The sequence below is a fragment of the Xanthomonas sp. D-99 genome (assembly GCF_017746145.1).
In the GTDB taxonomy this organism is placed as follows: domain Bacteria; phylum Pseudomonadota; class Gammaproteobacteria; order Xanthomonadales; family Xanthomonadaceae; genus Xanthomonas; species Xanthomonas cissicola.
In genome coordinates this window covers 19,383-32,283 of the sequence record NZ_JAGHWU010000057.1, presented here as the reverse complement: position 1 = coordinate 32,283, position 12,901 = coordinate 19,383, and the positions used below count along the sequence as shown (strand labels likewise).

The following is a 12,901-nucleotide window of genomic DNA, read 5'->3' as shown; positions in this document are numbered from 1 at the left end:
TTCCACGTGGGCACCGTGCCGTTGGTCAGAGCAGCGGCGACAGCAGCCGGGCAAAGGCTTCCGGCAGGCGCGAGCGCCATAACGGCCGGTGCCGCGCGAATTGCACTTCCTGCGCCTGCTGCAGATCGGTGCCGATCAGCCCGGCCATCTCTGCCGCCACTGCCTGGTCGCGGAACAGCATCGACAGCTCGAAATTCAGCCGGAAGCTGCGGCTGTCGAAATTGGCGCTGCCGACGATGCAGACATCGTCGTCGGCCAGCAGCGCCTTGGTGTGCAGCATGCGCGGGCCGTACTCGTAGATGCGGACACCGGCTTCCAGCAGCTCGTCAAAATACGAGCGTGCCGCGTAGGTGACCAAGCGCGAATCGCTGACACGCGGCACCAACAGGCGCACGTCCAGCCCCCCGAGCGCGGCCGAGGTCAGCGCCATGCGCGCTGCCTCGCCGGGCACGAAGTAAGGAGTGACCAGCCACACGCGGTGCTTGGCTTCATGGATGGCGGCGACCATCAGGCGGTGGATCGCTTCCCACGACGAATCCGGACCCGACACCAGCACCTGCGCATCGACCGTGCCTTGCGCGCGGGTGGGCACATCGTCGGGCCATAGCTGCTGGCCGTGGAAAGCTGCGCGGCCCTGGCCGGTGGCATAGAGCCAATCCTCCAGGAACACCAGCTGCAGACTGCGCACGACATGGCCTTGCAGGCGCACGTGCAGATCGCGATACGCCTGCTTGCGCACCTGCTCGTTCTCGTCGTCGGTGACGTTGATGCCGCCGGTGAAACCGATGCGGCCATCGATCACGATCACCTTGCGGTGGGTGCGCAGGTTCAACCACGGCCGCTTGAACGGCTTGAGCAATTGCGAGGGATGGAACCAGGCGGTTTCCACCCCGGCCTCGCGCAGCGTGCGCAAGGCGCGTCGGGTCATTGCCGAGGAGCCGATCGCATCCATCAGCAGCCGCACCTTGACCCCGGCACGGGCACGTTCCATCAGCGCAGCGCAGATCGCGGTGCCGCTTTGGTCGGGCTGGAAGATGTAGTACTCCAGATGGATATGGTCGCGTGCGCCCCGGATCGCTTCGATGATGGCGGCGTACGTGGCAGCGCCATCCACCAGCCAGTGCACTTCGGTGGCGCTGCTGGGCGCCAGCCCGGTGGTGGACTGGGCGATCTTGGCCAGCTCGGTGCAATCGGCATCCGGCGGGCAGACGCTGCTGTAGCTCTCCATGCCCGAGCGCGAGCGCCCGCGCCGCAGCCGCTGCCGTTTGACCTTTTGCGGGCCGAGCCAGTAATAGATCAGCAGCCCCAGGTACGGCAGTGCCGCCAGCGACAACACCCAGCTCAGCGTGGCCACCGGTTCGCGCTTCTGCAGCACGATCCAGCCGGCGATCCATAGCAGGTACAGCACATAGGCGGCGAGGAGGAGCGCTTCGAGGTGGGGAATGGTGGCCAGCCACTCCCACGCGCCCTGTGCAAGTGCGAGCATGCGCGGATTCTACGGGGCGCACGCGGTATTGGGATGCCCGTCCGCTGCCCGCGTCAGTGAGGTGGCGATTGCGGCGGCGGCACGCAAACGCTGCCGATACCGGCTTGCACGCCCCGCTGCCCTTTGAGCCGGTAAGACGTGCCCACTCTGCAGGCGTCGGTATCGTGCCCAGGCGCTCCAGCCTGGGCACGGCGCACGCCTTGTCTCGACGCGCCACAGGACGCTTCGCACTCACCTCAACGTACATAACACGCTCTAGGATGAGCGCCGGAATGCAGGCTGCCGCGCGAAGGCTGATGGGTGTCCAGGACAACTCGCCTGTTTGAACTGCTCGGCCTGCTGCGTGCGCACAGACGGCCGGTGTCGGCAGCTGCGCTGGCGTCCGAGTTGGGTGTATCGCAGCGAAGCCTCTACCGGGATATCGACACCTTGCGCGCGCTCGGTGCGCCGTTGGAGGGCCAAGCCGGCGTTGGCTATTACCTGAAGCCGGGATTTTTCCTGCCATCGCTGGCGTTTTCGCAGGAGGAACTGGATGCGGTCATGCTTGGCCTGGATTGGGTCAAACAACGGGCCGATCCTGCCTTGGCCAGATGTGGTGAAAGCGCCCTGGCGAAGATCCTGTCTGCCAGAAAGCACGGCGATGGCGCCGGCACGGACATCGCGCCGTCGGCGATTCTTACCGCCGCTTCCACATCCGAGTCGGTCGATCATCCGCAGACCGCCATGTTGCGCGACGCCATTCGGCGGCAATGCAAACTGGCGATCGACTATGTCGATGCGCACGACACGCCGTCCGAGCGCATCGTCTGGCCGATCGCCCTGGTGTATTTCGACGACGTGCGCGTCTTGGCAGCCTGGTGCGAGCGCCGCTGCGCGTTCCGGCATTTTCGTGTCGATCGGTTGCAGATACAGGCACTGCTGGAAACGCGTTACCCGCAGTCGCGCCAGGCGTTGGTGAAGCAATGGCGACAACAGGACCGCGACTGGCGTTCGTTACTGACAGTTTCTGACACGGCGCAACGCTAGCGTGTGTTGGCCGCTTCCCTTGCGCGGAAGCCAGACCAAGGAGACTGACATGGTTGCGTTTTCACCCGATGCGCTCGCTGCATTCCTGGACAACGAGGACACCTCGGCGATCGTCATGTTGAACCTGATTCGCTTCCAGCCCGATGGCGGACGGCAGCGCTATCACCAGTACCTGCGGCTGGCCGAGCCGATCCTGGCCCGGTTCGGCGCGCAGATTGTCTTCAGCGGCGACGGCCTGCCGGTACTGACCGCGGGCCAGGCACATCCGTGGGATGCGGTCACGCTGGTGCGGTATCCGGATCGATCCGCCTTCAAGCAGATGATTGCCGATGCGGCGTATCAGCAAGCCTTCGAGGTTGGACGTTCGGCCATTGCGCAGATCGTGCTGCAACCCTTCCACGGCATCACGCTGTAGCCATCTGCCGGACGTGCTGCAGCGCGTGGCCGGCGCTGGCGCCATGGTTAGATGCTGCTGCCGGGCGCGTTGCATGCGCGTCGGTGGTCGAGGCCGCTGTGGGTGGTGCAGACAGATCCGGCAGGATCAAAACAAGTCCAGCTGCGGCGTGTCCGGTCTGGGTGGACGGAACTGCGTGGTATCGAGCCTGGGCAATCGCCCGAATCCAAGGCGCCGATACGCGATGGAAAATCGCTGCGCGATCAGTTCTGCAAACGGGCCCTCGCCGACCATGCGCTTGCCGAAGCGGCTGTCGTAGTCCTTGCCGCCGCGCATCTGCTGGATCAGGCTCATGACATGCTTGGCACGATCGGGATAGTGCAGCTCGAGCCATTCGCGCCATAACTGGGTGAGTTCGTGCGGCAGGCGCAGCAACACGTAGCCAGCCGAACGTGCGCCGTGGGCTGCGGCCGCGTCCAGAATGCGCTCCAGTTCCTTGTCGTTGATCATCGGGATGACCGGAGCGACCAGCACGCCCACCGGTACGCCGGCAGCGTGTAGCGCCTGCATGGCGCGCAGTCGCGCATGCGGCGCGGCGGCACGCGGCTCCATCTTCGCCGCAAGCCGATTGTCGAGCGTGGTGACCGAGAAATACACCGACACCAGGTTGTGCTGCGCCATCTCGGCCAGCACATCGATGTCGCGTTCGATCAACGCCGCCTTGGTCACGAAGCTGACCGGGTGACGGGCCTGCGCAAGGACTTCCAGGCATTGCCGGGAGATGTGCAGGCGCCGCTCGGCGGGCTGGTAAGCATCGGTATTGATCCCCAACGCGATCGGCGAGCACTGGTAGGACGGGCGTGCGATCTCCGCGCGCAGCAGCGCGGCCGCATCCGGCTTGGCGAAGATCCGCGTTTCGAAATCCAGCCCTGGCGACAGATCCAGATACGCGTGCGAGGGTCTGGCAAAGCAGTACACGCAGCCGTGCTCACATCCCCGGTACGGGTTCACCGACTGCGAGAACCCGATGTCGGGCGAGTTGTTGCGGCTGATGATGCTGCGCGCGATTTCCTCCGCCACCACGGTCTTGGGGCGAAAGGCAGTCTCGCCATCGGCATCGAGCGCGCCCCAGCCATCGTCTATCTCGACGGCGGTGGTGACCGAGAAACGACCGGGCACGTAGGCGGTGGTGCCGCGCCCCTTGATGACCGTGCGCGAGCTGCGGACATCCCGCTCCGCTGCCGCGCTCGCGCTGGGTGAAGAGTTCTTCTGCATGCAGTTAGTATTCTTACTAACGGCGCACGGTGCAAGCAACGCGTACTGCAGTGGGAGGCGAGCACAAGCATTGCGACGCAACGCAAGGCGCACTCCAGGGGCCGAGTCCGGGGGGATCGGGAGTCGAGAATCAGGAATCAGCAAAGCAACAGCAGAAAGCGCCGCCGCTGCGATTCCCGATTCCCTATTCCCCGCCGTAAAGCGCCTGCGCCGATTGAAACAGGATCCAGCTGGTGGCAATGAACTTGTCGCCGCCGACCGGGCGGTTGCCGCGGTGGGTATGGGTGAAGGCGGTGGGTATGGGTGAAGGCGGTGGGAGCGATCAGCAGGCTGCCGGTGCGTGGGCGGGCCTTGCGTTGCTGGAACAGGAATTCGGTTTCGCCTTGCGCGAAGTCGTCGTTGAGATACAGCGTCCACAGCAGATGCCGGTGCAGCGTGTCGGCATTGGCATCGCGCGGATACAGCTCGCAATGCCAGTACGGGTAACCGCCCTGGTCGGCGGTATACCACTGCAGATTGATCGCGCCCGGGCGCAGGCAGGTGCGTGCCAGATCGCCCAGCGCCTGGTCGCTCATCTGCACGATGTCCTCGGCCTCCAGGCGATGCGGTGTGCCATCGGCCGTGGTGACCTGCAGCATCAGCGGTGAAATCAACGCCTGCGGATACTGCCGCAGATAGGTGAGCACGCCCTCGAACACGGCCTGTTGCAGGCGGTTTTCCACTTCGGCCCATTCGGCCATCCCACTGATGCGCAGGTCGCGGCTGTGCTTGAGGTCGGGAAAGACGCCGCCACCGATGCGGCCGGGATGCAGCTGCTGGCTCTGGCGCATGCGCTGCACGATGGCCACGCACTCTTCGTGCGCGATGGCGTTATCGGTGATCTGGATGAAGTCGGGTTGGCTCATGCGCCCGACCATAGCAATCTGGCGCGCCGGCTGCAGCGTTCGCCATGCATTGCGCAGGCTGGATCGGCACGCGATGTTGTTGGCATCCCAGTACGCGGCTAGGTGGCAACACCGTGCAGGGGGAAGCGCTGCGCTGAGGCGATGTGTCCTGCCTGCTTCCTTGTTGCTTGTGCTGTCTGCCCGTGTCGTGTGTGGAGCGTGCAAGGCAACAAAGAAAAACCCCGCCGAAGCGGGGTTTTTGCTCATTCAACGCGTGCTGCGGCGATCAGAACTTGTAGTTGATCGACGCGGCCAGCACGTCGCCCTTCACGTCGTAGCTGCCGGCAAGACGGTCGCCGGTGGCGCTGCGGGTGTCGCTGGTCGGGTCGCTGGTGAACAGGTGGGTGTAGCCGAAGTTGTACTCGGTCTGCGCCGACGGACGCCAGCTCATACCCAGCGAAACCCACTTGCGGCTCGCGTCCGGCACGCGCACGTCGCGGTGTTCGGCCGTGGTCGGGGTCTGGTCGTACGCCAGGCCGCCGCGCAGGGTCACCGTATCGCTCAGACGGTAGTCGGCACCGATCGAGGCGAAGGTGGTGTCGCGGTAGGAGAAGTCCAGCACGCTGTCGGGCTGGTTGGAGGCGAAGTCCACGGTCACCTGGTCGAACTTGCTCCAGGCGGTGCGGGTGACGTCGGCCATGATCGACCACTGCTCGTTCACGTTATGCGTGAAGCTGGCGGTGGCGCTGGCCGGCAGCTTGACGGTGGCGCGGCCCTTGGTATCGACGAAGGTACCCGGTGCGGCCACGCTCAGCACGGCGGCAGCACTGCCCGGCACGGTGAAGTCGGCGGTGCCGTCGGTGATCTTGTGTTCCACCTGCGAGCGGTAGCTGAAGCCGATGTGGGTGTTCTCATCGATGCTGAACAAGCCGCCCAGGGTGAAGCCCACTTCGGTGCTGTCGCCCTTGATGCGCGAGTAGCCATCGGCGCTGCCCGGCGCGAAGCCCGGCACGCGGCGCGCAGCCAGCACGCTGCCGAAATCCACCGCGTTGGCCAGGTCGATATCCAGACGCTCGGCGAACACCGAGGCACCGAAGGACACGTACGGGTTCACGTCATAGGAGAACGCGACGTTGAAGTCGATCGCCTGCAGCTCGGTCTTGGTGCCGTGGTAGCGGCCGACCCAGTCGCGGTCGTATTCGGTCTTGAAGCCGAACGGCACGGTCAGCGAGGTGCCCAGGTGCATGTTGTCGTTCTCGCCGAACGGCACGTGGAAGTACATCGCCGGGACCGGCGCGATCATGCCGGCGTCGCCGCCGTTGCCGCCGGAGACCGGAGCGCCGTTGGCGTAGGCCGCGGTGTCGGGCTGGAACTTGGCCGAGAAGCTGATGGCGCTGACGTCGGCCTGGAACAGGCGACCGTCCAGCTGGCGCATGCCTGCCGGGTTGTTGGCGATGATGGAGGCATCATCCGGGGCGCTGCCCGAACCTGCGAATGCGCGGCCGAGGCCCTTGGCGCTGTTTTCCTTCAGCCGGAACGCGGCGCCGTGCGCCTGACCAACGGCCAGCACGCCAGCGATACCGACGGCCAACAGGGTGGCGCGGCTGAGAGTGGAAGCGGTAGACATAAGTTGTAGCTCTCCGGATAAGGACTGCAATGGTCGGTTCAGCGCCCGCGTCCAGCACCAATCCAGTGCCCGGAGCGCGCCGGAGACCCTCCCCCGACATACGACGCCGTACGCAGTATACCCATGACGATTAACCGAAAAATAACAAGGCGTGCGCTGAACGTGGCGTCAGGTCAGGGTTGGGTTCAGCAGCGTGGACCGGCTATTGTCCCCGTCCGATGTTCGTCTCTCTTCCTTCCCGCAAGAAACCCACCCCGCGCTGGGCGGTGCCGTTGCTGTTCGCCACGGTGTGGCTGGCGTATCTGTGGTCGATCAGCCGGCCGGGCGAGGCGCGCAATACGTTGTGGCTGGACTGGGGCGCCCTGTCCAGCGGCGTCTCCAATCTGGGCGACTGGTGGGCCACCCTGCGCGACGGCAGCGTGCTGCGCCTGTTCACGGCCCTGTTCCTGCACGCCGACTGGTCACATCTGCTCGGCAACCTGGTGTTCCTGCTGATCTTTGGGCTGCCGGCCGAACGCATCCTGGGCCCGTGGCGGTTGTTGCTGCTGTTTCTGGTTGGCGGCGCGGGCTCCAACCTGGCGGCGATCTTTGCCATCGGCACGCCGGACCGGGTGATCATCGGTGCCTCGGGTGCGGTGTCGGCGTTGATCGGCACGTACCTGGCGCTGTTTCCGGGCGCCAAGCTGGGCGTGGTCCTGCCGCTGGGCGTGTTTCTGGAATTCATCCGGGTGCCGGCGCCGCTGTTGATCGGTGCCTGGGCACTGCTACAGGTGGTGTTCGCCTACATCGGCCCGGCGTTCGGCATGGTGGCGTGGTCGGCACATATCGCCGGCTTCGTGTTCGGCATCGTGTACGGCCTGTATGTGCGCGCGGCGATCGCGCGGCGGCTGCGCAAGCGCCACGGCTTCTGAGGCGTGCAGCACACCGGCTGTACCCGCAGGCCGCAACCCGTGCGTGGCCCAGGTACCGGCACGATGCCGCGCATGTCGCTGTCCAGGCGCGCGCCTATAATCGTGGGCATGTCCAAGCCTCTGTACAAAGTCACCTTCCTCAACCACGGCAAGGTGTACGAGCTCTACGCGCGTGAGGTCACCGGCAGCCATCTGTGGGGCTTCAACCAGATCGGCGAGCTGGTGTTCGACGTGCACGACGGGCTGGTGGTGGACCCCACCGAAGAACGCCTGCGCGAGGAATTCGGCAATACCAGAACCTTGCACCTGCCGATGCAGAGCATCGTGCGGATCGAAGAAGTCCAGAAAAAGGGCCAGTCGGTGATTCGCGACGCCACCACCGGCGACAAGGTGGTCACCCCGTTCCCCTCGCCGATCAAGCCACGCTGATGCGCGTTGTGGTGCCCGACGACTATCAGGGCGCCGTCGCTCGGCTGCCCTGCCTGCAGCAACTGCAGGGCCACCAGGTGCAGGTGCTGGGCGCGTTGGACGAGGCGCTCGACGCGCGCGCCGCATGCCTGGCCGACGCCGACGCGTTGGTGTTGATCCGCGAACGCACGCGGGTGGATGCGGCGCTGCTGCAACGGCTGCCACGGCTGAAACTGATCAGTCAGACCGGGCGCGTGGGTGCGCATGTGGATGTGGCGGCGTGCACCGCGTTGGGTGTGGCGGTGGCCGAAGGCGTCGGCTCGCCGGTGGCGCCGGCCGAGCTGACCTGGGCGCTGATCCTGTCGGCCAGCCGTCGGCTGGCCGACTACCAGCATGCATTGCAACAGGGACGCTGGCAGGCGCTTGGCGATCCCGGCTTGGGCCGCGTGTTGCATGGGCGCACGTTGGGGATCTGGAGTTACGGGCGAATCGGCCAACGCGTGGCCGGCTTCGGGCGCGCCTTCGGCATGCAGGTGTTGGTGTGGGGCGGCGAGGCGTCCTGTGCGCAGGCAGCGCGCGATGGGTTCGCGGTTGCGGGCAGCCGCGAGGAACTGTTCGAACGCAGCGACGTGCTGTCGCTGCATCGGCGCCTGACTGCGCAGACGCGGCATGACATCACCGCACAGGATCTGGCGCGCATGCGCGACGATGCGTTGCTGGTCAACACCAGCCGCGCCGAGTTGATTGCGCCTGGCGCCTTGCTTGCTGCGTTGGACGCGGGCCGGCCGGCGCAGGCCGCGCTGGATGTGTTCGAGCACGAGCCGGTGCTGGACCCGCGCGATCCGCTGCTGCGGCATGTGCGCGTGCTGGCGACTCCGCATCTGGGATACGTGGAGCGCGACAGCTACGCGCTGTATTTCGATGCGGCGTTCGACAACGTGCTGGCGTTCGCGGCGGGCACACCGCGCAACCTGGTCAATCCCGAGGTGTTGGCAACAACGCAGCGGGTGTGATTCCCCGCTGGGCTAGCGCGGTCTTGAAGCAGCCAGCAAGCCGCGCGCTGCTGCCTGGTGAGCGGGCCCGATGTCCGGTGTGGCATGTACCACTCCTCCAGCGATTCCTGTGTGCCGACCGGACCTACGTCACGACGACGCGCGCAGGTCTGTCGCCCACACTTAGTTGACCGGCTCGGCAGGCTTGTCCGCCGGCGGCGTCGGCTGCACCGGTTCGGCTGGCGCTGCGGGTGCAGTGGCCGGCTTGGCCTTGCCTGCAGGTTCGGCCGATCTGGGCTTGTCCGTGGTCGCCGGGCGCGCTGCGGCGGGCTTGGGCTCGGCACCGGTCTTGGCTGCCTTCGCCTTCTGCGCGGCCTGCGCCTTGGCGGCGGCGCCGGGTTGCTTGAGTTCGGCCAAGGCTTCGGTGATCGGGCCGTCGCCCGGCAGCACGTCGCCGGCGCTGTAGCCCTCCTCGCCTTCGTCGTCGCCGCGCAGGTGGCCCGGCAAGGTGGCTTCGCTGTAGTCGGTCAGGCTGGCCGGCGCATCGGCATCGCCCGGCTGCGGTTCGGGGGCGAGCAGCACGTCCGGCACGATGCCGCTGGCCTGGATCGACTTGCCGCTGGGCGTGTAGTAGCGCGCGGTGGTGAGCTTAACCGAGTCGCCGTTGTCCAGCGGCAGCACGGTCTGCACCGAGCCCTTGCCGAAGGTGCGGCTGCCGATGATGCGTGCGCGCTTGTTGTCGCGCAGCGCGCCAGCCAGCACTTCCGAGGCACTGGCCGAGCCGGCGTCCACCAGCACCACCACCGGTGCGCCATTGAGCAGATCGCCCGGAGTGGCGTCGAACTTGGCATCGCTGATGGAGATGCGCCCGCGCGTGCTGACGATATTGCCCTTGTCCAGCAGATCGTCGGCCACCTGCACCGCCGAGGTCAGCAGACCGCCGGGGTTGCTGCGCAGGTCCAGCACCAGGCCGCGCAACTTGCCGCCGGCCTGCAGCTGCTTGAGGTTCTTCTGGAAGTCGGCGCCGGTGTCGGCCTGGAAGGTGCTGATGCGGATGTAGCCGTAGCCCGGCTCCAGCAGCTTGCTGCGCACGCTGGCCACGCGGATGGTTTCGCGCTGCAGGGTCACATCGAACGGCTTGGGCGTCTTGTCGCGCATGATGGTCAACACGACCTTGCTGCCGGATTCGCCACGCAGCGGCTCCATCGCCTTGCTGGCATCGATCGGCTTGCCGTCGATGGCCACGATCACATCGCCGGCGCGGATGCCGGCGCGCGCGGCCGGGGTGTCGTCGATCGGCGCGATCACCTTCAGGGTGTTGTCCTGCTGCTGCAGCAGTTCCACGCCGATACCGTCGTAGGCGCCGGTGGCCTGCTCGTCGAAGGCTTCGGCATCTTCCTTGTCGAAATAGGTGCTGTGCGGGTCCAGGTCCGAGAGCAGGCCGCGCACGGCCGCGTGCATCAGCTTCTTGTCTTCGACCGGATCGACGTAGGCCTGCTTGACCGCGTTGTACACCGCCACGAAACGGCGGATCTCATCCAGCGGCACCTTGGACACAGCGGCTTCATTGGCTTCCGGATCGTCCGCGCTGGCCTGGGCGGCGGCGGGGCCGGCCTTCTGCGCCCAACCAGGCGACGCGAACAGGGCCAGCGACAGGGCAACGGACAGGACGGCTACGCGCATGAAGCACTCCGACAAAGAGATAAGGCGCCCCGCAGCGCGGAGCTGACCGGATTATGCGCGAAGCAGCGGTAAATCCGCGTTGAATCGCGGGTGGTGCGCGGCGCTCAGCGGCGTTGCAGCCAGCTCGATGGATCCACTGGCTGCCCGTTGCGACGCAATTCGAAGTACAGCGCCGGCACGCCCTGCCCGCCCGAACTGCCGACCTTGGCCACCGCGTCGCCACGTTTGATCGATGCGCCGGCATCGCGCAGCAAGGTGTCGTTATGCGCGTACAGGCTCATGTAGCCGTTGCCGTGGTCCACGATCAGGATCATGCCGTAGCCGGTCATCCAGTCGGAAAACACCACCGTGCCATCGGCCACTGCAGTCACGGTGGTGCCCTTGGGCGCGCCGATCAGCACGCCCTTGCTGGTGTGGCCATCGGGCAAGGTGGCATTGAAGCGCGCCAGCAGATTGCCCGCCACCGGCCAGCTGAGCCCACCGACCTTGGGGGCCGGTGCGTTGGCGATCACCTTGGGCGGCGTCTTGCCGGGGTGATCGGAACGCTCGGTTTTGCTGCGCTTGGCCTGCGCGGCGGCTTCGGCGGCGGCGCGTCTGGCGGCAGCGCGCCGTTCGGCTTCGGCCTTGGCGGCAGCCGCGCGCAGATTGGCGAGCAGTTGTTCCAGCGCCTTGGCGTCCTGGCCGATTGCCTTTTCGCGCTCGGCGCGCTGTTTGTAGCGATCGTCCAGCTGCGCGACGGTGGCCGCCTGTTGCGAGCGATCCTTCTGCAACGTGGCCGCCTGCGCCTTTTGCTGCGCACGCGCGGCATCCAGCGCCTGGCGCCGGGTGGCGATGTCCTGTTCCACTGTCGCCAGGGCATCCAGTTGCGTGGTCAGGGCATGGATGCGCTGCGCGCGCGCGTTTTGCACATAGCGGTGATCGGCCAGCATGCGCGTGGCATCGCCCACCGTGTCCTGCGATAGCAGCACCTTCAACGGTGCATTGCGACCCACCTGATCGGCCGCGCGCAATAACGCCGCCAGCTGCGTGCGCTGGCTTTGCAGGCCCCGCTGCAACTGCGCACGTTCCTGCTGCAGGCTGGAAAGATGTTGTTCCTGCGCGCGCATCGCCGCTTCGGTCTCGCTCAATGCACGTGCAGTCTTGGCCACTTTCTCGTCGGCCTGGCGCAACTGTTGCGCGGCGGTGCCGCGCTTGCCTTCCAGCTCGCGTCGATCGGCGCTGATGGTCTTGAGTTCATCGCGCAGCTGCTGCAGTTTGCGCTCGGTCTCGCGCTGGCTCTGCGCGCTTGCGCCCATGCTGCCCAGCAAGGTGCAGGCCAGTACGCCCACCGCCAGCCATATCCGTCCACGGCCGGTGGCAGGAGCGAGCGGCAGGCGCGACAGCGGTGCAGGCGAAGGGGGCAACGAAAGATCCAGTGACTTCAGGCAGGTGCGCGATTGTAGCCAAGCATGATGTGATCGCCGCCACGCCCCAGACAACCGCCGCCGCGCGAGGTTCAGCATGAAGCCCCAAATTCTTCTCCTGGCACTGTCCCTGGTCTGCACGAGCGCCTGGGCCGACGAGGACGTCAGCAAGGTCAACGGCAAGATCAGCGCAGATGCCGGCAAGACCTATGGCGCTCTGGAAACGGTCAACGGCTCCATCGAGATCGGTGCCGGTGCGCAAACCAAGAACGTGGAAACCGTCAACGGCGGCATCCGCATCGGCGACAACGCGCGTACCGGGGGCGTGGAAACGGTCAACGGCTCGATCACGCTGGGCCAGAAGGTGATCGTGTCCGGCGGACTGGAAACGGTCAATGGCAGCATCCTTGCCGAGCGCGGCAGCCAGATCAGTGGCGGAGTGGAAACGGTCAACGGGAGCATCGGGCTGGTGGGGACCGAGCTCGGCAAGGGCATCGAGACGGTCAATGGCGACATCACGGTCGGGGTGGGCTCGCATGTGCGCGGCGGCATCGAAGTGAGCAAGCCGAGCTTCGGTTTTTCGTTCCAGCCCTCGCGCAAGCCGCGTGTGGTGATCGGCCCGGATGCGGTGGTCGATGGGCCGTTGCACTTCGAGCGCGAGGTCAACCTGTACGTGCACCGCAGCGCCAAGATCGGCGCGGTGAGCGGCGCCACCGCGCGCAGCTTCGACAGCGACGTCGCACCGAAGGACTGACCGACGCAACACGCACCTGCCGCTGCGTGCGCCGGATCCAGGGCACCTGCTCCAGGCG

General features: G+C 66.3%; 11 protein-coding genes and 1 pseudogene. 6 read left to right on the top strand and 6 right to left on the bottom strand.

Translation table 11 applies throughout. The features are described from left to right. Nucleotides 1–25: 25 nt before the first annotated feature. Entirely contained in the window at nucleotides 26–1,486 is a 1,461-nt protein-coding gene (gene cls / locus J7360_RS17255; protein ID WP_057661761.1) for a cardiolipin synthase, read from the bottom strand. A gap of 300 nt (nucleotides 1,487–1,786) precedes the next feature. On the opposite strand from cls, the gene J7360_RS17250 reads away from it, so the two are divergent. Beyond that, a complete protein-coding gene (locus J7360_RS17250; protein ID WP_057661759.1) occupies nucleotides 1,787–2,512 on the top strand; it encodes a YafY family protein in 726 nt (241 codons plus the stop codon). A 49-nt stretch (nucleotides 2,513–2,561) separates the two neighbouring features. Continuing rightward, nucleotides 2,562–2,927 (top strand): DUF1330 domain-containing protein, encoded by a 366-nt coding sequence (locus J7360_RS17245; protein WP_017155966.1) that lies wholly within the window; start codon nucleotides 2,562–2,564, stop codon nucleotides 2,925–2,927. A 126-nt stretch (nucleotides 2,928–3,053) separates the two neighbouring features. On the opposite strand, the gene J7360_RS17240 is transcribed toward J7360_RS17245, so the two are convergent. From J7360_RS17240 to J7360_RS17230, 3 genes and pseudogenes are all read right to left on the bottom strand, one after another. Then, entirely contained in the window at nucleotides 3,054–4,181 is a 1,128-nt protein-coding gene (locus tag J7360_RS17240) for a PA0069 family radical SAM protein (RefSeq protein ID WP_057661757.1), read from the bottom strand. A 184-nt stretch (nucleotides 4,182–4,365) separates the two neighbouring features. Next, a pseudogene (locus J7360_RS17235) lies at nucleotides 4,366–5,086 on the bottom strand (2OG-Fe(II) oxygenase). 265 nt (nucleotides 5,087–5,351) lie between these two features. Next, nucleotides 5,352–6,692, bottom strand: a complete 1,341-nt coding sequence (locus J7360_RS17230) for an outer membrane protein transport protein (RefSeq protein ID WP_057661753.1) — start codon at nucleotides 6,690–6,692, stop codon at nucleotides 5,352–5,354. Nucleotides 6,693–6,910: 218 nt separating this feature from the next. Here J7360_RS17230 and J7360_RS17225 point away from each other — a divergent pair, with 218 nt between their 5' ends. From J7360_RS17225 to J7360_RS17215, 3 genes are all read left to right on the top strand, one after another. Next, on the top strand, nucleotides 6,911–7,603 hold the full coding sequence (locus J7360_RS17225) for a rhomboid family intramembrane serine protease (RefSeq protein WP_057661751.1): 693 nt from the start codon (nucleotides 6,911–6,913) through the stop codon (nucleotides 7,601–7,603). 108 nt (nucleotides 7,604–7,711) lie between these two features. Next, nucleotides 7,712–8,032, top strand: coding sequence for a DUF1820 family protein (locus J7360_RS17220; protein WP_057661749.1), 321 nt, complete (start codon nucleotides 7,712–7,714; stop codon nucleotides 8,030–8,032). Then, complete coding sequence (locus J7360_RS17215) at nucleotides 8,032–9,024, top strand: D-2-hydroxyacid dehydrogenase family protein (protein WP_007968183.1); 993 nt, start codon at nucleotides 8,032–8,034, stop codon at nucleotides 9,022–9,024. The genes J7360_RS17220 and J7360_RS17215 overlap by 1 nt, the downstream gene beginning before the upstream one ends. Before the next feature lie 162 nt (nucleotides 9,025–9,186). Here the strand turns inward: J7360_RS17215 and J7360_RS17210 are convergent, their stop codons facing one another. Both J7360_RS17210 and J7360_RS17205 read right to left on the bottom strand, forming a co-directional pair. Then, nucleotides 9,187–10,686 (bottom strand): S41 family peptidase, encoded by a 1,500-nt coding sequence (locus J7360_RS17210; protein WP_057661747.1) that lies wholly within the window; start codon nucleotides 10,684–10,686, stop codon nucleotides 9,187–9,189. Between the two features lie 104 nt (nucleotides 10,687–10,790). Further along, nucleotides 10,791–12,089, bottom strand: coding sequence for a peptidoglycan DD-metalloendopeptidase family protein (locus tag J7360_RS17205; protein WP_209034323.1), 1,299 nt, complete (start codon nucleotides 12,087–12,089; stop codon nucleotides 10,791–10,793). 97 nt (nucleotides 12,090–12,186) lie between these two features. On the opposite strand from J7360_RS17205, the gene J7360_RS17200 reads away from it, so the two are divergent. After that, nucleotides 12,187–12,843: a secreted protein gene (locus J7360_RS17200; protein ID WP_022557790.1), complete on the top strand. Its 657-nt coding sequence runs from the start codon at nucleotides 12,187–12,189 to the stop codon at nucleotides 12,841–12,843. The last annotated feature ends 58 nt before the right edge of the window (nucleotides 12,844–12,901 follow it).

Excerpts from the sequence above, each read along its gene's own strand:
- J7360_RS17225 (WP_057661751.1), top strand. The coding sequence starts at position 6,911 with ATGTTCGTCTCTCTTCCTTCCCGCAAGAAACCCACCCCGCGCTGGGCG.
- J7360_RS17245 (WP_017155966.1), top strand. The coding sequence starts at position 2,562 with ATGGTTGCGTTTTCACCCGATGCGCTCGCTGCATTCCTGGACAACGAG.
- J7360_RS17215 (WP_007968183.1), top strand. The coding sequence starts at position 8,032 with ATGCGCGTTGTGGTGCCCGACGACTATCAGGGCGCCGTCGCTCGGCTG.
- J7360_RS17210 (WP_057661747.1), bottom strand. The coding sequence starts at position 10,686 with ATGCGCGTAGCCGTCCTGTCCGTTGCCCTGTCGCTGGCCCTGTTCGCG.
- J7360_RS17230 (WP_057661753.1), bottom strand. The coding sequence starts at position 6,692 with ATGTCTACCGCTTCCACTCTCAGCCGCGCCACCCTGTTGGCCGTCGGT.
- J7360_RS17200 (WP_022557790.1), top strand. The coding sequence starts at position 12,187 with ATGAAGCCCCAAATTCTTCTCCTGGCACTGTCCCTGGTCTGCACGAGC.
- J7360_RS17220 (WP_057661749.1), top strand. The coding sequence starts at position 7,712 with ATGTCCAAGCCTCTGTACAAAGTCACCTTCCTCAACCACGGCAAGGTG.
- cls (WP_057661761.1), bottom strand. The coding sequence starts at position 1,486 with ATGCTCGCACTTGCACAGGGCGCGTGGGAGTGGCTGGCCACCATTCCC.
- J7360_RS17240 (WP_057661757.1), bottom strand. The coding sequence starts at position 4,181 with ATGCAGAAGAACTCTTCACCCAGCGCGAGCGCGGCAGCGGAGCGGGAT.